This window comes from Xanthomonas hydrangeae (genome assembly GCF_032697525.1).
In the GTDB taxonomy this organism is placed as follows: Bacteria; Pseudomonadota; Gammaproteobacteria; order Xanthomonadales; family Xanthomonadaceae; genus Xanthomonas; species Xanthomonas hydrangeae.
On record NZ_CP103836.1, the window covers coordinates 1578621 to 1599445 of the forward strand.

The window sequence follows — 20825 nt, forward strand, 5'->3', positions numbered from 1 at the left end:
ACCACTCCCGCCTCACGCCAGAGACCGCCCCATGGATGTCGCCGTCCCAGCCCTGCCGCTGCACTGCACCTTCGAAGCCGCTGACTGGCAACGCCTGGCCCAGCATTGGCACGCGGTGGCGCTGAGCAGCGAGGTAAGCGAGGCGCCGTTCAAGGCCACCCTGCTGGACGAGCCGCTGGTGCTGTACCGTCTGGGCAGCGAGCTGGTGGCCGCGCGCGATGTCTGCCCACACCGCGGCGTGCCGCTGAGCATGGGCACTGCCGATGGCGGCGGCGTGGTCTGCGCCTACCACGGGCTGCGCTTCGGAAGCGGTGGGCGCTGCAACCATATTCCCGCCAGTCCAAATCAGAACATCCCGGCCAAGATGCGCCTGCACACCTATGCGGTGGCCGAGCGCTATGGCTTGATCTGGGTGTGCCTGGCCAAACCGGCAGGCGTCGGAGAGGCCGAGGTACAGATCCCGCCGATGCCCGGCTGGGACGAGGACGGCTTTCAGCAGATCGTCTGCCCGGCCTTCGACATCGGCGGCAGCGCCGCACGCCAGCTGGAAGGTTTCATCGACGTGGCGCATTTCGCCTTCGTGCACACCGCGACCTTCGCCCAGCCGGACAAACGCGAGGTGCCGGCCTACACCACCACCGAAACACCCACCGGCTTCAATGCCGATTATCTGAGCTCGGTGGCCAATTATTCGGTGGACATGCCGTTGCCGGAGGTGGCGCCGGATTTCCAGTGGCTGCGCCATTTCGAGGTGCATCTGCCGTTCACCGCCACGCTCACCATCCATTTTCCGGTGCCGGGCAAGCGGCTGGTGATCATGAACGCGGCCAGCCCGGTGTCCAAGCACAAGACGCGCCTGCTGGTGCCGATCGCGCGCAATTTCGACACCCATCTGCCGGTGGAAGACGTGCACGCCTTCAACCTGCGCGTGTTCGAGGAAGACCGCGCCATGGTGGAGGCGCAGCGCCCCGAATACCTGCCACTGGATCCGCTGCTGGAAGTGCATATTCCCGCAGACCGCAGTTCGATCGCTTACCGCCGTGGCCTGCGCAGTCAGGGCTATAGCGACTTCTTTCTGCGCTGACGGCCGAGGAGCACGCCATGCAACTGCACGAGGTCCGCGTCGCCGACGTCTTCGACCAGGGCCATCGCCAACGCGCGATCCGGCTGGAGCCGGTGGGCGCGCAATTGCCGGCATTCGAAGCCGGTGCGCATGTGGATCTGCATCTGCCCGATGGCTTGATCCGCCAGTATTCGATCGCCAGTGCGCCGCATGTGCGTGATCACTATCTGCTGTGCGTGAAGTTGGCCGATGCTTCACGTGGCGGCTCGCGGCATCTGTGCGAGCAGCTCAGCACCGGCGACCGCCTGCAGATTTCCAGCCCGCGCAATCTGTTCCCGCTGCATCCAGGCGAACGCCATGTACTGCTGGCCGCCGGCATCGGCATTACTCCGCTGCTGTCGATGGCCGAAGCGCTGGAAGCGCGCGGCGAGGCCTTCGTGCTGCATTACTACGCGCGACGGCATGCCGATGTAGCCTTCGTGCAGCGGCTGCAACAAGGCTTCACCCATGGGCAGGTGCACGTGCATCTGAGCGATGGCGGCGAAAGCCCGCGCGTGCATGTGCCCGAGGAACTGGGCCAGGCGCGTGCGCGCGACCAGCTGTATCTGTGCGGGCCTGCCGCGTTCATGGACCACTTCACGCTGCTTGCCAAAGCGCACGGCTGGGCGCCGGAGCAACTGCACCGCGAACACTTCGCCGCTGCCGAAACCAGCCTGGCCCACGATGCCGATAGCACCTTCGAAGTGGAGCTGGCCGCCAGCGGCCGCGTGGTGCAGGTGCCGGCCGATTGCAGCATCGCCAGCGCCTTGCTCGATGCCGGCATCGAGGTGCCGCTGTCGTGCGAGCAAGGCATGTGCGGCGCCTGCCTGACCGGCGTGCTGGGCGGGACGCCGGATCACCGCGACAGCGTGCTCAGCGACAGCGCGCACGCCGCCAATACCCAGATCACGCTGTGTTGCTCGCGCAGCCGTTCGCCACGCCTGGTGCTGGATCTTTGAGCGCTCCGTATGTCGTGCGCCTGCGCAGACACGACGACAGCGGGCGCGCAGGTGGCTGACGCCGGTCACGCTGCAGCGCGAAGCGGCCGCCAACCTCGCAGCACACCTGTGGACGGACGTGAGCCCCGCATCTTCTTTCACGGTTTGGTCGATGGGTGCACAAGGCGCCGCCGGCGCAGATACAGACAAAGCCTGCGGTTATGCCATCACACCGCGCAACACGCATTGCACTTGCAGCGCAATCCGTGCAAAGGGTCCGTGGCAACCGCCGTCGCACAGTGCAAGATAGTTGGCCCGCGCGCGTCCACCGCAATCGCGCGTGCCCCTGTGTGCCGATGAGATGCCTGCCGATGGTTGTTTGTGTGATCGCCTTCGCCCGCCCGTGCACGGGCGTACGCTGATGCGCTGGCCCGGATTTGCACTGTCCGCCAATGGCAGCAGCGTGCGTACCGAGATCCTGGCCGGTGCCACCACCTTCCTGACGATGGCCTACATCGTCTTCGTCAACCCCGACATCCTGGCCACCACCGGCATGGACCACGGCGCGGTGTTCGTGGCGACCTGTCTGGCCGCCGCGCTTGGCTCGCTGCTAATGGGCGTGCTGGCCAACTATCCCATCGGCATGGCACCGGGCATGGGCTTGAATGCGTTTTTCGCTTTCTCTGTGGTGGGCACGCTGGGTTACAGCTGGCAGCAGACGCTGGGGCTGGTGTTCGTGTCCGGCTGCGTGTTCCTGCTGCTCAGCGTCACCGGCGCGCGACGCTGGCTGGTGGATGGCATCCCACCCACCTTACGCAGTGCGATTGCAGCGGGCATCGGCCTGTTCCTGGCGTTGATCGGCTTGCAAAAAGCCGGGCTGGTGGTGGCGCATCCGCAGACGCTGGTGACCCTGGGCGACTTGCATCGGCCCGAGCCATTGCTTGCGTTGGCTGGGCTGCTGCTGATCGGCGTACTGGAAGTGCGCCGCGTGCGCGGGGCGATGTTGCTGGGCATCCTGGCGGTCACCGTCGCTGCGCTGGCGCTGGGTCTGGTGCACTATCAAGGCGTGCTGTCGCTGCCGCCGAGCCTGGCGCCCACGCTGCTGCAGCTGGATATTGCCGGCGCCTTGCAAGGCCATGGCGGCAGCGGCGCACTAACCGCCGTCCTGCACGTGGTGCTGGTGTTCGTGCTGGTGGAAATGTTCGATGCCACCGGCACCTTGATGGGCGTGGCCCAGCGCGCCGGCCTGTTACACACACAGGCGCACCGTCGCCAGTTCGACCGCGCCCTGCTCGCCGACAGCACCGCCATCCTGGCCGGCTCGCTGCTTGGCACTTCCAGCACCACCGCCTACGTGGAAAGCGCTGCCGGTGTACAGGTGGGTGGGCGTACCGGGCTCACCGCGCTGGTGGTGGCAGCGCTGTTTCTGCTGGCGCTGCTGTTCTCGCCATTGGCGGCGATGGTGCCGGCGTATGCCACCGCACCGGCGCTGATCTACCTGGCATCGGTGATGCTGCGCGAGTGCACGCAGATCCAGTGGGACGATGTCGGCGACGCGCTACCGGCCGCGATCTGCATGCTGGCCATGCCGCTCACCTATTCCATCGCCACCGGCCTGGCCTTCGGCTTCATCACCTATGCGGCACTCAAGCTGGGCAGCGGCCGCTGGCGCGCCGTGCATCCGGCAACCTGGGCGATTGCCGGCCTGTTCGTGCTGCGCTATGCCTTGGAGTGAGCGAGTCGCACCAGCTATTTCATCTCCTGCCTCCTGGTCACCCACCGCCTCGCGCGGCAAGCTGCACCGCAACCGGCAGCGCCACGACGTGCTGTCTCATTCCCAGAGCTCACACATGCCACATCGTTATCGCTGTCTGATCCTCAGCTTGTGCACCTTGTTACCGGGCATGACGCTCGCACGCCCGGCGCAGGCGCCTGCGCAACAACGCGAGCAGCAGGTGGCGCAGCTGTTTCACGACGCGGCCGCGCAACCTGCGCAATTGCGCGCGTGGCTGCAAGCCATGCCCAAGGGCGGCGACCTGCATAACCATCTGTCCGGCTCGGTGTATGCCGAGAGCTACCTGCAGTGGGCCAGCGCAGATGGCGCCTGCGTGCAACTGGACGACCTGAGCCTGCGCGCGCCGCCGTGCGCCAAGGGCCAGGAGCCTGCACGCGATCTGGCCACGCGCAATGCCGCGCTGTATGGCCGGGTGGTGGATGCCCTGTCGATGCGCAAGTTCCTGCCCAGCCCATCGCAGCCCACCGGACACGATCAGTTCTTCAGCACCTTCGGCAAGTTCGACGCGGTGGTGCGCGCGCGCGTTGCCGACACCGTGGCCGCAGTGCTGGAACAGGCCGCGCGCGACCGCGTGCCTTACGTGGAAATCATCGCCAACCCGCCGCAGATGGATCAGGCGGCGCAACAGATGCAGGCGCTGCCATGGAAGGGCGAGGACGACGACGCCAATCTGCGCGCGTTGCAAGACGCCTTGCCGCCGCTGGTACTGGCCGCACAAGGGGCGCTTGCCGACACCGACGCCCAGGTGCGCCGCGTGTTGCATTGCGACCTACCCGATGCGCGCCCTGGCTGCCAGGTCACGTATCGCTACGTGCCTTACGTGTTGCGCGTATTGCCGCAGCCGATGGTATTCGGGCAGATGGCGCTGGCCCACGCCTTGATCGCTGCAGGCGGTAGCCGCGCGGTGGCGTTGAACATCGTTGCGCCCGAAGACAACCCGGTGGCGCTGGCCGACTACGCGCGGCATATGGCGATGTTCCGGTTCTTCGCAACGCGCTATCCCAACGTGCCGCTGTCCCTGCATGCCGGCGAGCTGGCGTTGGGCCTGGTGCCACCCGCGCAACTGCGCTCGCACATCCGCCAGGCAGTGGACGTAGGTGCACGCCGCATCGGTCACGGTGTGGATCTGCCTTACGAAGACGACGTGGATGGATTGCTGCAGCGTATGCGCCGCGACCAGATCGCGGTGGAGATCAACCTCACCAGCAACGATGTGATTCTGGGCGTCAAAGGTGGCGCGCATCCGCTGGCAATGTATCTGCGCGCCGGTGTGCCGGTGGTGCTGTCCACCGACGATGCCGGCGTCTCGCGCGCGGACATGACCCACGAGTATCAACGCGCGATGCAGGAGCAAGGCATCGATTACCCCACGCTCAAGCAGCTGGCCCGCAACGGCCTGACCTACAGTTTCCTGCCGGGCACCAGCTTGTGGAGCGCAGAAGGTACAGCTGCGCAGGCCTGCGCCACTGCATTGCAGCGCGAAACCGATGACGCTGCGTGCCAAGCATTTCGCCAGAGCAGCGGGAAGGCACGGCTGCAATGGCAGCTTGAAACCGATCTGGCGCAGTACGAGCGCATGCTGTTGCAGCAACGCAAAGTGCAGACAACAACCGGCTGACGCATAACCCGTAGGAGCGCGCTTGCGCGCGAAGAGGCATCACCGATAACGCCTCATCGCGCGCAAGCACGCTCCTACAAACGCAACGCCCATTAAACGCAGCCTCCATTCCATCTTCGCCGCGATGCATTCCACCCTTATGACCAAAGCGCAATGACCCACTCGCACGCCGCCCCATCCAAACGCCGCGTCATTCTCGAAGACGATATCGACGGCTTCACGCCTGCGCAGTTGCTGCTGTTGCAATCGCCCGAGGTCGAGGTGCTGGGTATCAGCGCGGTCAGCGGCAACATCTGGCGCGACGAAGTGCTGGCGCATACCTGCCGCCTGCTGGAATTGGCCGGCCATCCCGACATCCCGGTGCTGCCCGGCCCGGTGCATCCGCTGCTCAACAGCGAGCTGGCCACCGAGCGTTGGGAAGCGCTGTACGGCAAGCTGGTCTGGAAAGGTGCATGGACCAAACACTGGGTGGATGGCGACACCGTGCAGAGCGCGCCGCGTTATCACGCCCACGACGTGGTGCCCGATCTGGCGTTGGGCAATCCCGGCGTGGTGCGCGCATCCGACGAACCGGCTGCATTGTTCATGCTGCGCATGGTGCGCCTGTATCCAGGCGAGGTGAGCATCATTGCCACAGGCCCGCTGACCAATCTGGCGCTTGCGCAAGCGCTGGATCCGGCCTTCGCCACGCTGGCGCGCGAGCTGGTCTACATGGGCGGCAGCCTCAACCCGCGGCAGCAACGCAACAGCATCAGCGCGCAGCAATTCGCGCGCGAATTCGTCAACTCGCCACGCCGCGAATTCAATATCCGCTGGGATCCGGAAGCGGCCAGCATCGTCATGCGCGCGCCCTGGCGCAAGATCACCATGGTGCCGGTGGATCCATCCACTGCCACCGAACTCACGCCAGCGTTGCTGGCGCGCATGAGCGCTGCCGATACCAGCATCGGCCACGCGTTGCGCCGTCGCGAAACCGGCTTTCCGATGTGGGATGAGCTGGCCACTGCGGTGTGGTTGCGCTCCGAGTTGGCAACGCACACCGAGACGCTCTACGTCGATACCAACACCGCCTTCGATGCAGGGTATGGCGACATCCTGTCGTGGGCACCGGGCTATCAGCCTGGACTGGGCGAACAGGCCCAGACGGTGGTGCATGCGGTGGATGTGGAAGCGTTCGAGCGATTACTGATCGATCACCTCACTGCGCCGCAGCCGCCGGCAGTCGGGTTGCCGTTACCCCTTCTCCCGTCGGGAGAAGTTGCCCGAAGGGCGGATGAGGGTGCGGCAACTGAGAAAAATGCTGCGCCAGTTGAGTAGGTGGCAAGCAAGGTAAACGCGTACCTGATACATCTCCAACCAGCGGGGCACCCTCACCCCAACCCCCCTCCCGGCGGGAGAGGGCCTAGACGACACCCACACCCGCAACTTCCAGCAACCCAAGGTGACCCCATGCAAGTCCCAGCGCAGTGGCAGGCCGGCATCGATCGCAATACCGAGGTCCTGCGCGGCCACGCGCAGCTGCTCGCCAGCTTCACCGCCCCACGCACTACGCGACAGGACAGCACCACTGCGCGCGGGCAGATCGCCTCCATCGTCAGTACCACCCGCAGCCAGCCCACGCTGGCCGCACGCCATGCCACCCAGACGCTCACGCATATCCATCAGGCCAACGACCGCCTGCGCGCGATCACCCGCCTGCTGCCCGCACGCGCCGCCGCCGATGCCGCGCGCGTGCAGGCTGCGCTGGCCGGTGGCAGCGACGGCGGTGCGTTGGCCGGCGTGCCGTTCGTGGTCAAGGATCTGTTCGATGTCGCTGGTCAGGTCACCACCGCTGGTGCCGTCGTCCGCGCGCAATGCGCCCCGGCCGCGCGCGACGCCGCCGTAGTGCAACGTCTGAGCGATGCGGGCGCGGTGCTGGTAGGCACCGCCAACATGGACGAATTCGCCTACGGGTTTGCCACCGTCAACGCGCATTACGGCACCACCGCCAACCCGCACGATCATCGCCATCTGGCCGGTGGCTCGTCGGGCGGCTCGGCTGCTGCGGTGGCCGCCGGGCTGGTGCCATTCGCGCTCGGCTCGGACACCAACGGCTCCATCCGCGTTCCGGCCGCATTGTGCGGCGTGTACGGCCTGCGTCCCACCCATGGCGCGTTGCCGCTGGACGGCGTGTTCGGCTTCGTCGATGCGCTGGATGTGGTCGGCCCGTTCGCCACCTCCATCGCCGATCTACGCCGCGTCTACGAAGTGATGCTTGGTCACTCAGTTGCCTACTGCAATGTCGGCAGCTTGCGCATCGCACGCCTGGGTGGCTGGTTCCAACGCAATCTCGACCCCGACCTGGATGCCGGCCTCAGTGCATTGCTCACCGCCTGCAACAGCACCACCATGATCGAATTACCCGAAGCAGAACGCGCCCGCGCCGCCGCCTTCGTGCTCACCGCTGCCGAAGGCGGCCATCGTCATCGCGCCGGTTTGGGCACGCATGCCGAGCAGTTCGACCCGGCCACCCGCGACCGCCTGCTCGCCGGCCTGCAATTGCCTGCCAGCGCGGTGGCCGATGCACACCGCTTTGCGCAGTGGTTTGGCGCCGCCATGCAACGCCTGTGGGACGAGGTGGATGTGTTGATTGCGCCAACCACACCGTGCGTGGCACCACGCATCGACCAGGACGCCATCCAGATCGACGGCCTGCCGGTGTCTGCGCGCGCCAACTTAGGCATCTTCACCCAACCGCTCGGGCTTGCCGCCTGCCCGGTATTGGCCGCCCCGTTGCCACGCCCCGGCCGCCTGCCGCTGGGCGTACAACTGATCGCCGCGCCCGGCCGCGAAGACCGCCTGTTCGCACTGGCCGCGCAACTCGAACGCGACGGCCTGCTCGCCTTCAGCCCACCGGCGGAGACACGCTGATGCTGCACACCTTGCGCGCGCGTCGCGGCATGGTCGTGGCCCCGCATCATCTGGCCGCACAAGCCGGGCGCGATGTCCTGCGCGACGGCGGCAACGCCATCGAAGCCGCCGTCGCCACCGCCGCCTGCCTGGCCGTGGTGTACCCGCACATGACCGGCATCGGTGGCGACGGCTTCTGGCTGATCCACGAACCCGGCGGCCGCGTACACGCCATCGATGCCTGCGGCCGCGCTGCACAGGCGGCAACCTTGGACTTCTATCGCGGCCACAGCAGCATTCCGTGGCGCGGCCCCGGCGCGGCCAATACCGTGGCCGGCACCGTCTCCGGCTGGGCACTCGCTCTGCAGCACGCAGGCGGCACACTATCGCTGCAACGCTTGTTGCAGGACGCCATTCACCATGCCAGCGATGGCGTACCGGTCACTTTAGGCGGCGCACACATCGCCGCCAACAAGAGCGCCGAACTGCGCGTGCAACCCGGCGCCTACGCCAGCATTTTCGAACCACACGGCGTCCCCCTGCACGAAGGCGCGCTGCTGCAACAAGCGCACCTCGCACGCACCTTGCAACGGCTGGCCGAGAATGGGTTGGAGAGTTTCTATCGCGGCGCAGTGGCCGACGACATCGCCGCCGACCTGCAAGCACTCGGCAGCCCGCTCAACGCACACGACCTCGCACGCCATCATGCCGACGCCAGCGTACCGCTCTCGGTCGCCATCCACGGCGCGCGCCTCTACAACCACGCACCGCCCACGCAAGGCCTTGCCTCACTGCTGATCCTCGCCTTGTTCGATCGCCTACATGCCGAACGGCCCGACAGCTACGCACACCTGCACGGCCTGATCGAAGCCACCAAACAGGCCTTCCTGATCCGCGACGCACACATCGGCGACCCCGCCTGGATGACGCTCGACGCACAGGCCCTGCTCGACGACAACGCCGCACTCGACGCGCTGGCCGCACGCATCGACATGCGCAGCGCACTGCCCTGGCCGCAGCCCTCGCAAGCCGGCGACACTGTCTGGTTCGGCGCCATCGATGCGCGCGGCCGCGCCGTCAGCTGCATCCAGTCAACGTATTTCGAATTCGGCTCCGGCGTGGTGCTGCCGCGCACCGGCATCACCTGGCAAAACCGCGGTTGCAGTTTCCGCCTCGCCGCCGACGGCTGGAACGCCCTCGCCCCGGGGCGCAAACCCTTCCACACCCTCAACCCCGCACTGGCTACTTTCGACGACGGCCGCGTCATGGCCTACGGCACCATGGGCGGCGAAGGCCAACCACAGACACAGGCCGCCCTCTTTTCCCGCTACGCCCGCTTCGGTGTACCGCTGCAACAGGCCATCAGCGCACCACGCTGGTTGCTCGGCCGCACCTGGGGCGAAGACAGCACCTCGCTGAAGCTCGAAGACCGCTTCGATCCAGCGGTCGTGCAAGCACTGCGCGATGCCGGGCATGCGGTGGAGCTGTTGCCCGCATACACATCGGTCATGGGACACGCGGGCGCATTGGTCAGCGAGGCCGATGGCGTGATCAGCGGGGCGAGCGATCCGCGCTCGGATGGTGCGGTGGCTGGATGGTGATGCACTGCGCCTTCCTCGATGATTCACTGCTGGCAGGTGCTTGCTGAGCGATCTTCATGCTTGAACAGCACCATGAATCAACGCATGCTGGCCTAGCCGCTGATAGCCAATCAGAGAGGGAATGATGGCAGCCGATCCAGGTCGCTACGCAATGATTCAAGAGCTCATTGCGATGCCAAAGAGATGGACCTCCGGCGCCGACATGCGGGCGCTGTGGAATCAGGCAAATCAGCGCAGATTTCCAAAACCGTTTTTCTTCAAAGTGACTCTAGAGGTCGACGGCGAGGCGCTAGAAGGTCTCTTCGTCGAAGTACGCTACAAGCAGACCCATGTGCCCGGGAATCGAGATAGCTTGAACATGTCGCTGATCATCGACGGCGTGCGGGCGCTTGGTCTTGATGAAAACGGGCCATCTCTTCACACCAACGTGGTCGGAAAAGGTCTGCCTTACTACCGCCATGTGATCGACCACCCACATTGGAACTTCTGCGTTCCTGAGGCATTAGACGGGTATGCTGAACCTGCATTGCCGGGCAGCTCGGATCATCTCTGGACACTATTCACCCGCAGGGCCAACATCGTTGATGCACCGCCCTTCTTACTGCCCATCGGACAAGCCGAGCTCCCGCTATGAGTTACCAGACCATCGCTGCATCCATCGGCGGAAGCTACACGCGGTTATCCGATGTCAGCGGCTACATCAACTCGCCGCTGGTCATGCCAGAAGACGGCACCATGATTGGTGCCTATCTCATAGATGCGCCCGGCAATCAGGTCCGTATCACCGACGACGCAAATGTGCTCTATCGTGCCTCATTGCATGGTGTCAGCGCTTCGCCCTCAAGAAGCAAACAGATACAGGCTGTAGCCGAGAGCCTGGGGCTTGCGTTATCGGAAGACGGTGAGTTGCATGTTACCTGCGCGATGGCCGATGCATCCTTCTATTTGGTGCGTTTTCTGGAAGCTGCCGACCGTATTGCATATCTGAGCCTGGGCTTCCGACCCAAAGGGACCTCACGCTTCGAGCATCAGGTGGCTGATGCGTTGCAAGAAGCATTTCCTCACGGAGTGGTGCGACATGCCACCGTTACAGGAGCAAGCGGTCATGCGCTGCGCTTTCCTTTCATGCTTGAAGGCTACGGTGAGCAACCGACCGTCATCCAGTCGGTCGCGGCAAAAGACGGCAAGATCGACTGGGGCGGAGTCTATCAGGCAGTCGGAAAGTTCATCGACCTCAAAAACAACCCTATCAGTCATCTACGCAGAGTCACCGTTCTGGAGGGAATGCGGGACCAAAGTGTGGAACAGGCCAAAGCAGCGTTAGCCGATGCATCATCTGTCATCGTCTTCCATGACAGGCAGCAGTTCATTGAGAAATTTCGTAGAGCGGCGTGAAAAGTTCGAAGCAGATGATCGAGGATTGAGAACGACATACAGAGACTACTCGTATCAAATAAGCTCACTTATCGTGGAAGCTTCTTCAAGCTCGAACTAGCAACGCAACAACAACTGCACCTACTTTTGCGACGAAAAACTGTGCTTCCAGCCAATCGAGCACACACGCAAGAGAATGAACTTGCCCAGCAGCACGCGCTAGCGCACAGGATCAAGCCTCAGCCAAGGCAGCCCGACAAGGTGAACTTGTCATAGACTCTGCGCATGCCCTCCAAGGCGACCATGGCGGACTCAACCACGCCGATCACTGGGCAGGACGCACTTGCTTTCTTGGGCATGCGGGGCGATGCGTAGGCACGTCGCTGCGCTTATTTCACATACGCGTTAGACCTTTCACCAAGGAGAGCCACATGACAGATCAAGACGACAATCAACCGAACCTGGAAGACGTCAAGCTGGCGTTCGACGGCCAGAGCCTGGATTGGTATCTGCAGAAGCTGGTCGCCACCGTCAATAGTTCGAACGTGCAGTTCGGCATTACGCTGTTTGTCGAAGGCATCATCGTTTCTGGCCAGCTGGTCAGCGGCAAGCAGTACTTCGAGGCATTCGCGCAGGAATTTTCTGCGGCCTATCCTGGCAGCGCCGAAGAAAAAGAAGATATCCGTCGCGCATTTGCCAGCCATGCCAGCATCTACGACACGGAAGAGGACGCTCAGCAGAGCAGCACGCCTCCGCAATTCCTTCACCTGATCGAGTCGCGTTGCTTCTCGCCCGGCGGCCAGCCCCTGCCCAGCAACCGTGGTGTGCTCTGGCGCGGCAAGGTGAATGCCGTCTCCGGCTTTACCCTGGGATCGCTGTCGGCGGATTAAGCCCGGCAAGCTCCGCTTTGGTGTGAGGTGCCCGTCATCTCACATTGGACTGTTGGAGATATCGCCAAGAGCGCCCACGGCTGCGCGACCCGATCTGTGCGCAACGTCGCGTGGCGATTGGATCCGCAAGCGCTAGGCTTCTGACTGCGCCTTCGAAACGGTTGCGTGCCACACAGGGAGAACACCATGGCGACATTCAATGTGGCAATCGATCCACTGGGCGCAGCCCCAAGCGAAGCCTCGTCGACTGCGGTCGGTATCTGCCTCTCAGGCGGCGGCAGTCGTGCGCTGTCGTGTGCGCTGGGTCAACTGCGCGGGCTGCGTTCCCTGGGGCTTCTGGACAAGGTGGCCGCGATCTCTTCGGTGTCCGGCGGGACATGGGCCAATGTGTTGTTCACCTATCTGCCGACGTCGATCAGCGATGACGATTTCCTGGGGCCGGTGGTGCTGGATCCATCGCAACTCACCTTGGACGAGTTGGGGAAGATGGGCAGCAACAATCTCGGCCAGGTGCCGTACCGACTCGGCACGTTGCCGATCGTCGCCGAACTGGCCGAGTACCGGCTGAGCAAACGTTACGCGCCGGCGGATATGTGGCAAGCGGTGATCGGCAAGCTGGTATTGAAGGATTTCGGTTTGTGGAATCCGGATGCCACAGGCGTCGATCCGCGTTATTTCACCGGCACCACGCAGTATCTGGCGGAAGGCCCGCTGCTGCGCAATCCGCAGTTGAGCAGCGACAACTTCTACACCATCCGCGACGGGCGGCCGTTGCCGATCTTCAATACGTCTGTCTTCATCAACGACAGCGTGACCTCGGATCTGGTGCCGTTCGAAGCCAACTGGTTGCTTGGCGTGCGTGGCGTTTTCAACCAGCCTGAGCAACTCGGTGCGATGGGTGGAGGCCTGATCGAGTCGTTCGCGATGGGCAGCGATTACATCGCCGACAACGGTGCCGACGAAGTCACCACCCGCGTGCCGCTGCGTGCCTTCAGCCTCAACGATATCGCCGGTTGCAGCAGCATGGCGCCGGCGCAAGATTTCGAAGAGAAGTTTCCCGAGATCAATGGCCTGGTGCCGCGTTATCCGTACTGGCCGGTCGATGGTCGTGAGAGCCAACCGACGCTAAGTTACCGCTTCGCCGACGGCGGCAACCTGGAGAACCTGGGCATCATGCCGCTGCTGGCACGTGGCATTGCGCGTCTGCTGGTGTTCGTCAATTCCGATCAAGGGGTGAACATCGACCCGGAATCGGGCGAAACCGTTGTTGCCGACGACCTGCCGCCGCTTTTCGGGCTGCAGCCGTTCTGCGAGAAAACGCGCAGCTATCCGGCATACGCCAATGAGCAATTGTGCGAGGACGCCAACGGCATGTTCCGGCACAACCAGGTGTTCGACACCGCCGCATTCGATGCACTGAAACAGGGGCTGTTGGCGGCCAAGAAATCCGGTGGTTCGCTACTGGTCCGGCAGACCCTGAGCGTGCTGGCGAATGACTGGTTCAATGTGCCTGCGCAGCAGTCGGTCGAGGTGCTATGGGTGTACAACGATCTGGTGCGTGCATGGTGGAAGCAATTGCCGGATGAAACACAGATTGAGCTGGATCTGCAAAGCGTGGACGATTTTCCGCTCTATGGCACGGTCACCCAGCTGCATCTGTCCTACACGCTGGTCAACGCACTGGCGCACCTGAGTTGCTGGAACCTTGCCTCCGACAGCACGGTCGGCAACCCCAACGGGCAAAGCAATGCCGATGTGGTGCGTGGCATGTTTGCGTGATGCGTGCACAGCGCTGTGGCCGCCAATGCAGCCACCCACCAAACGGGGCCGGAGCGCCCTTTGTCAGGCAGCATCTGCCTGCAAAGAGCGCTCCAGCCCCGCGCGGATGCCAATGCCAGCTGCGAATAACACGCTGCATTGGCACGCCACTTACTGCTTTGGCTTTCCAGCCGCCTGCTTTGGCTTGCTAGCCGCGTCGCGCGGCGGCGCGTTTTTCACGTAGCGGTCGAACCACTCCAGCATCTCGGCGACCACGTCTTCGGTGGATTCGCGTGCGGTGTACCAATGCGGTTCGAACGGCAGCAACACCAGCCGCGCGGTGCCGCCGTTGCCGCGAATCGCCTGGAACAACCGCGGTGCCTGGGTGGTTTCGGTCCCGGGGTTGGCGTCGTCCATGCCGTGCACGATCAACAACGGCTCGTTGATCTTGTCGGCGTGGAAGAACGCAGACGCCTGTGCGTAGACTTCCGGCGCGGCCCAGAACGAACGGCGCTCGTTCTGGAAACCGAACGGCGTCAGCGTCTTGTTGTAGCTGCCGCTGGTAGCCGCACCGGCGCGGAACAGGTCGGTCTGTGCCAACAGGTTGGCGGTCATCAGCGCGCCGTGGCTATGCCCGGTGACGCCGATGCGCTGGCGATCGACCACGCCCAGCTCCACTGCCTTGTCCACCGCAGCGGTGGCGTCGTCCACCAGCTGCTGCAGGTAGGTGTCGTACGCGGTCTTGGGGTCTCCCACAATGGGGAAGGCGGCATCGTCGATGATCGCGTAACCGGCCAACAACAGCACCTGGTAGTAGCTGAGGCGGGTGAAGTCGCGCTCGCTGGCGCCGCTGACCTGGCCTGCCTTGGAAGGGTCGGCATAGTCGAGCGGGTAGGCATACAGGATCGCCGGCACGCGCGTGCCTTCCTTATAGCCGGGCGGCGTGTACAGGGTGAACGACAGCTCCACGCCGTCCTTGCGCTTGTAGGTCACCAGCCGCTTCTTGATCTGCCGCACCAGCGGAGTCGGATCCGGAAAGTGGGTGACCGGCGTGGCGGTCGAGGCAAGGACCGCCTCGCCCGTGGCCGCCGTCGGCAGCGGCTGGCCCAGCGTGCGCAGATACACGTTGGGCGGGTCGGTCAGCGACTGGTGCCAGGTCAACAGGCGCGACACATCGTCGCCGGCAAAACCGAAGAACAGCTCGTCCACACTGGCATCGCTGCGGAACAGCCGCTGGGTCTTGCCACTGGCCAGCGTATAGCGATCCAGAAACGGCCGGTCGCCCGCCGGCGAGGCGCCCTGCCCGCTCAGGAACAACGCCCCCCGCTCTTCGCGCAGCACGGCCTGGCCGTTGGCCAGCACGCGCGTCTCCGGCAGACCGGGATCGGCGTACAAATCGTCGGTGGACAGGTCGAACAACACCCGTCCGGTAGTGCCGGGGCGGTCGGCATCCAGCAAGGTGGTACGCCGCCAATGGCGGTTTTCGTCGTATTCGTCCAGCAGCGCTTGCCCGCCTTCGGCAAACCACGACAGGCCCGAATAACGCTGCTGCACGCGGGTGACTTCACGCGGTTTGGCGGTGAACGGTGCAGCCAGCGTCATCAACTTGTCGCGGGCGGGCACATTGGTTTTCCAGTCGCCGCCATCCAGCGCCTCGGCCCAGACCAGCGTGGCTGGTTGGTTGGCGCGCCAGGAATACGCACGCGGGCCGATCGACACACCTTGCACCGGCACCCGGTCGGCAACCGGCAGATCGGCCAGCACGCGCTCGCTGCCATTGGCCAGATCCAGCACCGCCACATCATGGGCAAACCGCGCATAGGTGGTGACGTAGGAATACGGCTGCTTCAGCCGTTCCACCAGCACGTGGCGGCCATCGGGCGCGCCATCCACGTTGCTGTAGACCGCAGACGTACCGAGCTTGCGCTGGCTGCCGTTGGCCACATCTACCGTGAGCAGCTGGGAGGTGGCGTAATAGGTAAACAAGGCCTCGTCTTCGGGGCTGGCGAGCGTATCGCGCGCTTCATAGGTGCTGCTTTCGCCCTTGCCCTGGATGGTTTCCTTGACCTCCGGGCCCGGCGGCACCGCAGCCTTGCGCGGGGCGACGCCCAGGTCTTGCGGCACCGTCTTCAGCAGCAGGGTGTCGCTGCCGCCCAGCCACTGGATCTCGCCGCCCAGCACCGGGTTGAGTTGCACACCGTCGATCCTGCGCAAGTTGCCGGTGGCCACCTCGCCCACCCACAGCTCGACGCGGTCGGCCGCAGTGTTGTTGAAGGCGAAGCGGCGCCCGTCCGGCGACCACACCGGCGCTGCCGGACAGGCACCGGCCGGCAGGCTCACGGCGGTCTGCTTGCCGCTGGCGACATCCACCAGGCTGAAGCCCTGCAGGCAGGAACGAATGCCGTAACCGTTGGACATGTCGTGGCGGCTATGCGTGCGCGGCTCCACACGCACGCCGGCCAGCTTCAGATACGGCTCGGCCACGCGCGCGATCGGCGGGTACTGGGTGCGCTGCACCAGCAACAAGGTCTTGCCGGTGGGGTCCAGCCGCGGCGATGGATTGAGCGGCGCGCGCAACACGCTCAACAATGGCTCCGGTGGCTGCCGGTAACCGCCATCGGGCGTGCCGGCAACCGCAGACACCGGCAAAAGGCTGGCAAGCACCAGTAACCCGCTCCATCGGTACGCGGTGAGCATCTCGGTATTTCTCCGGGGAATGAATCACAGCAACCTAGCACGCCGACACAACGGCTCATATGCGCGCGAACGCAGCCCTGTCGCTGCGTCCGCAGGACGCGTGCAAACGACGCAGTTACGCCGATGCCCTGAGCGTGCGCGACAGGAAGTCGCCGATGTATTGCGCAATCTCCGGCGCATGCGTTTCCAGCGCGAAGTGGCCAGCATCCAGCAGATGCACTTCGGCCTTCGGCAGATCCTTGCGATACGCTTGCGCGCCCGGCGGAATGAAGGCTAGATCGTGCCTGCCCCACACCGCCAGCAACGGTGGCTGATGCTTGCGGAAATACGCGTGGAATCCCGGATAGGCGGCCACATTGCTGCGGTAGTCCAGGATCAGATCGAGCTGGATCTCTTCGGCACCCGCACGCGCCATGTACGCGATGTCCAGCGTGTAGCCATCGGGCGACAGCCTGCTCGGATCGGCGCCGGTGCCGTATTGCCAGTCGCGGATGGTTTGCGGCGACAGCGACCCGCGGCAAGCCTGGCGATTGGCTGCGGTTGGCTCACGCCAATACGTCTGCCAAGGCCCCCATTGGTCGCTGAAACCTTCCAGATAGGCATTGCCGTTCTGGCTAATGATGGCGCTCACCTTGTGCGGGTTTGCTGCAGCCAATCGAAAACCGACCGGCGCACCGTAATCGAACACATACATGCTGTAGCTGGCGAGTCCCAACGCCTCGGTGAAGCCTTCGATCACTTTGTAAAGGTTCTCGAACGTGTAATCGAACTGCCCGCGCGGCGGTGCCTTGGTAGTGCCGAAACCGGGTAAATCCGGCGCGATCAGGCGGTATCGATCTGCCAGCAGCGGCATCAGATCGCGGAACATATGGCTGGCACTGGGGAACCCGTGCAGCAGCAACAGCACCGGCGCATCCTTGCTCCCGGCCTCGCGGTAAAACACCTCGACATCGCCGACCTGTTGGCTGTGGAAGCTGACGCGGAAGGCTTCGTCGTTCGGCATGGTGTTCCCTCTGAGTGTCGTCGTGTTGGAAAGTTCGGCAGCGCCGAGCGCGCCGGCGCCAAGTGCGTACGCGGTGCCTACGCACGATGCCAGCAGCAGGGTGCGGCGGCTGATCCCTGTTGTGGCGTTGTCGTTAGTGGCTGCGATGAGCGCATCGGTATGCGCCATGGAGATCACAGATCGATGAGGTGGCGGCCATGCTAGGTGCACAGGCAGCTGTCGAGAACCGCCAAGGGTGTCAATTCACCATTGCCGTTGCTGCAATGCTGCGCGCAGGTGCGCAGTGCGTGCGATCGCCAGTCATTGCGAGGGTCGCGCAGCGCCCATCGGCAGGCTGCTACCCTGCCGCCACCTCCGACCTTGGGACGCACGTGGACCGCATCCAGGAAATGACCCTGTTTGCCGCGCTGGCGGAGCAGGCAAGCTTTGCCGGCGTTGCGCGGCGTCTTGGCATTTCCACCGCAACGGTCACCCGCATCATCGCGCAACTGGAAAGCCGCCTGGGCGTGCTGCTGGTCGTGCGCACCACACGCAATATGCGGCTTACCGAAGCCGGGCAGCAGTACGCCATCGACTGCCGACGCCTGCTTGCCGATTTGGACGACATCGAAAACAGAGCGGCCGGGCTGCATGCACTTCCCAGCGGCTTGCTGACGGTGACGGCGCCGCAGATGTTCGGCGCGCTGCATGTCACGCCGGTAGTGACGCGCTTTCTCAGCGAATATCCCTCGATGACCGCGCGCGCCATCCTGGTCGACCGTGTGGTGCCGCTGCTGGATGAAGGCATCGATGTCGCCGTGCGCATTGGCGCACTGCCGGACTCATCGCTGACCGCGATCCCGGTCGGCAGCGTGCGTCGCATGGTCTGCGCCTCGCCCGGCTATCTGGCAGCACACGGCACTGCGCAGCGGCCGGACGATCTGCCGCAGCACGCCACCATCTCGACCTCATCGGCCGAACGCTCACACAAATGGCCGTTCCGCGTCGGTGGACGCGAGCATCTGGTCGAGGTGGCATCCCGCCTCCATGTGACCTCGTTCAATGCCGCCATCGTCGCCGCCGTACAGGGCTGGGGACTGACGCAGGTGCCGTTCTACCAGATCCGCGAACATCTTCAGAGCGGCAGGCTCGCCTGCATCCTCGAGGATTTCGAGATCACGCCGGAACCGGTGCACGTCGTCTACATGGAAGGCCGTCGGGGCTCTGCCAAGGTGCGTACGTTCGTCGACTATTGCGTGGACGCACTGCGGCAAGACCTGGATTTCACTGGCAGCGCCTGAACCGGCGACTTGAACGGGCACCGGTCCATCGAAAACAGCGCACAGCATTGATCGTGTGTGCCGACGACGTTCGATACCTGCGTACATCCCGCGCTGCCCGGATGCCCGGCAACTGCGACGGCGCATCGGCGCCGCGCAATGAGCCTATCGGCACTGCAAGGACACCACATGCCCAGCTGCCCGCACTGACCTCACCCAGCGCACTCGCCAGGCAGGGTCATCCACCGGATGGGCCCATCAATCGAGCCTGGCCAGATTGATGATGGCCAGCGGGCCGCCGGGGAACTGGGTCAGCCGACCCTGCTGCACGCCACCGAGGTCGATCGGCGCAAAGCCCAGCGTGGTGGCGAGGTCGCTGACGGTCTGCTTGGCGTCGGCATCCTCGCCGGACAGGAACAGCACGCGCTTGCCGCCGTCCACGTTCGGATCCGAATCCAGTACCGCCGCGATCAGGTGATTGAAGGCCTTCACCACCCGTGCGCCCGGCGCCCACTGCGCCACCGCTTCGCTGGAGGCCAGGCCGCCCAGGTCCACCGGCTGATAGGAGGGCACCTGCACCGCGTTGTTGGCGTCGATCAGGATGCGGTTGTTCCACGGCCCCACGCTGGACAGCAACTCCTGCACACCGCCCCAGTTGACCGCCACGAACACCAGGTCGGCCTGTGCGGCTTCGGCAGCGGTGACCGCAGTGATGTGCGGGCCCAGCTCTGCAACCAATGCCTGCAGCGATGCCGGCCCGCGCTGGTTGGCGATGGCGGCGTCGATGCCGGCCTTGGCCAGCTTGCGTGCGATGGCCGAGCCGATGGCGCCGGCGCCGATGATGGAGATCTTCATGGTCAGAAGCCTGTGTGGTTGGAGGACCTGCACTCTAGGCGTCGGCCACCGACCCGGTTAGCGGGGACGGGCTAGAATCAACTTCAAGCATCACTTGAAGCCGACGATGGAAACCCTGGCCAATCTGGAAGCGTTCGTGCGCAGTGCCGAAGAGGGCAGCTTCTCGGCGGCGGCACGCAAGTTACAGCTCACCCCTGCGGCGGTCAGCCGCAACGTCGCCCAGCTCGAACGCAACCTGGGCGCGCGCCTGTTCCAGCGCACCACGCGCGGGCTGGCCTTGAGCGCGGTGGGCGAGCGGTTTCTGGAGTCGGTGCAGGGCAGCCTGGGCAACCTGCAGGACGCCATCGTGCAGGCCAGGGACAACGCCGGCCAACCGGCCGGCATTCTCAAGCTGACCGCGCCACCCAGTTTCGGCATGGATTATCTGCTGCCGCTGATGCCCGCGTTCCTGCGGCGCTATCCGGCGGTCATCCCGGACTGGGTGTTCGAGACCCGGCCACTGGATTTCATTGCCGGCGGATTCGATGTTGCGATCGGCGGTGGTTACACGCCGCCGCCCAGCGTGGTGGCGCGCGAACTGTGTCGTATCGAATTGATCGCGGTGGCATCGCCGGCATTTCTGCGCGACAGGCAATTGCCACGCCATCCAAGCGAGCTCGCACAGTTGCCGGGCGTGCTGATGCGCTCCACCCACATCAGCCGCGTGCGCACGCGCATCCTGCGCAACGCGCAGGGAGACGAATGCGCGGTCGAGCAACCCCCGGCAATGTTCGTCAACGACCCGGATGCGCAGTGCCGCGCAACGGTTGCCGGCATGGGCGTGGGCCTGGTCGCAGTGCCGCATGCGCTCCCACATCTGAATACTGGCGCGCTGCAGTGGCTGCTGCCGGACTGGCACTGCGACCTGGGGCCGATAGCGCTGTATTACGGCGGGCAAACATTGTTGCCGGGCAAGACGCGCGCGTTTGTGGACTTCGTGCGCGATGCGTTTCAGGAAACCCCGCTGCCGAGCCTGGCGTCGTTGCGAGGCGTGCGCTGACCCGCTG

Annotated in this window: 16 protein-coding genes; 13 read left to right on the forward strand and 3 right to left on the reverse strand. The window is 64.6% G+C overall.

The genetic code is table 11. The annotated features are described in order from the left end of the window. Window positions 1-31: 31 nt before the first annotated feature. The 11 genes from NYR97_RS06450 to NYR97_RS06500 all read left to right on the forward strand — a co-directional run bounded on the left by NYR97_RS06450 (window position 32) and on the right by NYR97_RS06500 (window position 13986). Window positions 32-1084 (forward strand): Rieske 2Fe-2S domain-containing protein, encoded by a 1053-nt coding sequence (locus tag NYR97_RS06450; RefSeq protein WP_316697153.1) that lies wholly within the window; start codon window positions 32-34, stop codon window positions 1082-1084. Window positions 1085-1101: 17 nt separating this feature from the next. Next, window positions 1102-2061 (forward strand): PDR/VanB family oxidoreductase, encoded by a 960-nt coding sequence (locus NYR97_RS06455; protein WP_316697154.1) that lies wholly within the window; start codon window positions 1102-1104, stop codon window positions 2059-2061. A 400-nt stretch (window positions 2062-2461) separates the two neighbouring features. Then, window positions 2462-3775, forward strand: coding sequence for an NCS2 family permease (locus tag NYR97_RS06460; RefSeq protein WP_316697155.1), 1314 nt, complete (start codon window positions 2462-2464; stop codon window positions 3773-3775). Between the two features lie 115 nt (window positions 3776-3890). Further along, complete coding sequence (locus tag NYR97_RS06465; protein ID WP_316697156.1) at window positions 3891-5453, forward strand: adenosine deaminase family protein; 1563 nt, start codon at window positions 3891-3893, stop codon at window positions 5451-5453. 153 nt (window positions 5454-5606) lie between these two features. After that, window positions 5607-6770 carry a nucleoside hydrolase gene (locus tag NYR97_RS06470; protein ID WP_316697157.1) on the forward strand — a complete coding sequence of 388 codons (1164 nt, stop codon included), beginning with the start codon at window positions 5607-5609 and terminating at the stop codon, window positions 6768-6770. A gap of 132 nt (window positions 6771-6902) precedes the next feature. Next, a complete protein-coding gene (locus NYR97_RS06475) occupies window positions 6903-8363 on the forward strand; it encodes an AtzE family amidohydrolase (protein ID WP_316697158.1) in 1461 nt (486 codons plus the stop codon). Next, complete coding sequence (locus NYR97_RS06480; RefSeq protein WP_316697159.1) at window positions 8363-9943, forward strand: gamma-glutamyltransferase family protein; 1581 nt, start codon at window positions 8363-8365, stop codon at window positions 9941-9943. Before NYR97_RS06475 ends, NYR97_RS06480 begins: the two co-directional genes overlap by 1 nt. Before the next feature lie 121 nt (window positions 9944-10064). Beyond that, window positions 10065-10577 carry a hypothetical protein gene (locus tag NYR97_RS06485; protein WP_316697160.1) on the forward strand — a complete coding sequence of 171 codons (513 nt, stop codon included), beginning with the start codon at window positions 10065-10067 and terminating at the stop codon, window positions 10575-10577. Next, window positions 10574-11338, forward strand: a complete 765-nt coding sequence (locus NYR97_RS06490) for a DUF1828 domain-containing protein (protein WP_316697161.1) — start codon at window positions 10574-10576, stop codon at window positions 11336-11338. Before NYR97_RS06485 ends, NYR97_RS06490 begins: the two co-directional genes overlap by 4 nt. Before the next feature lie 410 nt (window positions 11339-11748). Continuing rightward, window positions 11749-12207 carry a gas vesicle accessory protein GvpU gene (gene gvpU, locus NYR97_RS06495; RefSeq protein ID WP_074058586.1) on the forward strand — a complete coding sequence of 153 codons (459 nt, stop codon included), beginning with the start codon at window positions 11749-11751 and terminating at the stop codon, window positions 12205-12207. A 186-nt stretch (window positions 12208-12393) separates the two neighbouring features. After that, a complete protein-coding gene (locus tag NYR97_RS06500; protein ID WP_316697162.1) occupies window positions 12394-13986 on the forward strand; it encodes a hypothetical protein in 1593 nt (530 codons plus the stop codon). A gap of 150 nt (window positions 13987-14136) precedes the next feature. On the opposite strand, the gene NYR97_RS06505 is transcribed toward NYR97_RS06500, so the two are convergent. Both NYR97_RS06505 and NYR97_RS06510 read right to left on the reverse strand, forming a co-directional pair. Continuing rightward, the gene (locus NYR97_RS06505; RefSeq protein WP_316697163.1) at window positions 14137-16662 is read right to left on the reverse strand and encodes a S9 family peptidase; all 2526 of its coding nucleotides are present in this window, start codon (window positions 16660-16662) and stop codon (window positions 14137-14139) included. Between the two features lie 115 nt (window positions 16663-16777). Further along, window positions 16778-17665 (reverse strand): alpha/beta fold hydrolase, encoded by an 888-nt coding sequence (locus NYR97_RS06510; protein WP_425613044.1) that lies wholly within the window; start codon window positions 17663-17665, stop codon window positions 16778-16780. Window positions 17666-18054: 389 nt separating this feature from the next. Between NYR97_RS06510 and NYR97_RS06515 the strand changes: the two genes are divergently transcribed. Beyond that, entirely contained in the window at window positions 18055-18945 is an 891-nt protein-coding gene (locus tag NYR97_RS06515; protein WP_316697165.1) for a LysR family transcriptional regulator, read from the forward strand. 237 nt (window positions 18946-19182) lie between these two features. Here NYR97_RS06515 and NYR97_RS06520 read toward each other — a convergent pair whose 3' ends face one another. Then, a complete protein-coding gene (locus tag NYR97_RS06520; protein WP_316697166.1) occupies window positions 19183-19779 on the reverse strand; it encodes an NADPH-dependent F420 reductase in 597 nt (198 codons plus the stop codon). A gap of 106 nt (window positions 19780-19885) precedes the next feature. Between NYR97_RS06520 and NYR97_RS06525 the strand changes: the two genes are divergently transcribed. After that, complete coding sequence (locus NYR97_RS06525; RefSeq protein ID WP_316697167.1) at window positions 19886-20818, forward strand: LysR family transcriptional regulator; 933 nt, start codon at window positions 19886-19888, stop codon at window positions 20816-20818. Window positions 20819-20825: the final 7 nt, after the last annotated feature.

Bases quoted from the DNA above. Each gene is read 5' to 3' on its own strand.
- NYR97_RS06450 (WP_316697153.1), top strand. From the start codon at position 32: ATGGATGTCGCCGTCCCAGCCCTGCCGCTGCACTGCACCTTCGAAGCC.
- NYR97_RS06455 (WP_316697154.1), top strand. From the start codon at position 1,102: ATGCAACTGCACGAGGTCCGCGTCGCCGACGTCTTCGACCAGGGCCAT.
- NYR97_RS06460 (WP_316697155.1), top strand. From the start codon at position 2,462: ATGCGCTGGCCCGGATTTGCACTGTCCGCCAATGGCAGCAGCGTGCGT.
- NYR97_RS06465 (WP_316697156.1), top strand. From the start codon at position 3,891: ATGCCACATCGTTATCGCTGTCTGATCCTCAGCTTGTGCACCTTGTTA.
- NYR97_RS06470 (WP_316697157.1), top strand. From the start codon at position 5,607: ATGACCCACTCGCACGCCGCCCCATCCAAACGCCGCGTCATTCTCGAA.
- NYR97_RS06475 (WP_316697158.1), top strand. From the start codon at position 6,903: ATGCAAGTCCCAGCGCAGTGGCAGGCCGGCATCGATCGCAATACCGAG.
- NYR97_RS06480 (WP_316697159.1), top strand. From the start codon at position 8,363: ATGCTGCACACCTTGCGCGCGCGTCGCGGCATGGTCGTGGCCCCGCAT.
- NYR97_RS06485 (WP_316697160.1), top strand. From the start codon at position 10,065: ATGATGGCAGCCGATCCAGGTCGCTACGCAATGATTCAAGAGCTCATT.
- NYR97_RS06490 (WP_316697161.1), top strand. From the start codon at position 10,574: ATGAGTTACCAGACCATCGCTGCATCCATCGGCGGAAGCTACACGCGG.
- gvpU (WP_074058586.1), top strand. From the start codon at position 11,749: ATGACAGATCAAGACGACAATCAACCGAACCTGGAAGACGTCAAGCTG.
- NYR97_RS06500 (WP_316697162.1), top strand. From the start codon at position 12,394: ATGGCGACATTCAATGTGGCAATCGATCCACTGGGCGCAGCCCCAAGC.
- NYR97_RS06505 (WP_316697163.1), bottom strand. From the start codon at position 16,662: ATGCTCACCGCGTACCGATGGAGCGGGTTACTGGTGCTTGCCAGCCTT.
- NYR97_RS06510 (WP_425613044.1), bottom strand. From the start codon at position 17,665: ATGCCGAACGACGAAGCCTTCCGCGTCAGCTTCCACAGCCAACAGGTC.
- NYR97_RS06515 (WP_316697165.1), top strand. From the start codon at position 18,055: ATGACCCTGTTTGCCGCGCTGGCGGAGCAGGCAAGCTTTGCCGGCGTT.
- NYR97_RS06520 (WP_316697166.1), bottom strand. From the start codon at position 19,779: ATGAAGATCTCCATCATCGGCGCCGGCGCCATCGGCTCGGCCATCGCA.
- NYR97_RS06525 (WP_316697167.1), top strand. From the start codon at position 19,886: ATGGAAACCCTGGCCAATCTGGAAGCGTTCGTGCGCAGTGCCGAAGAG.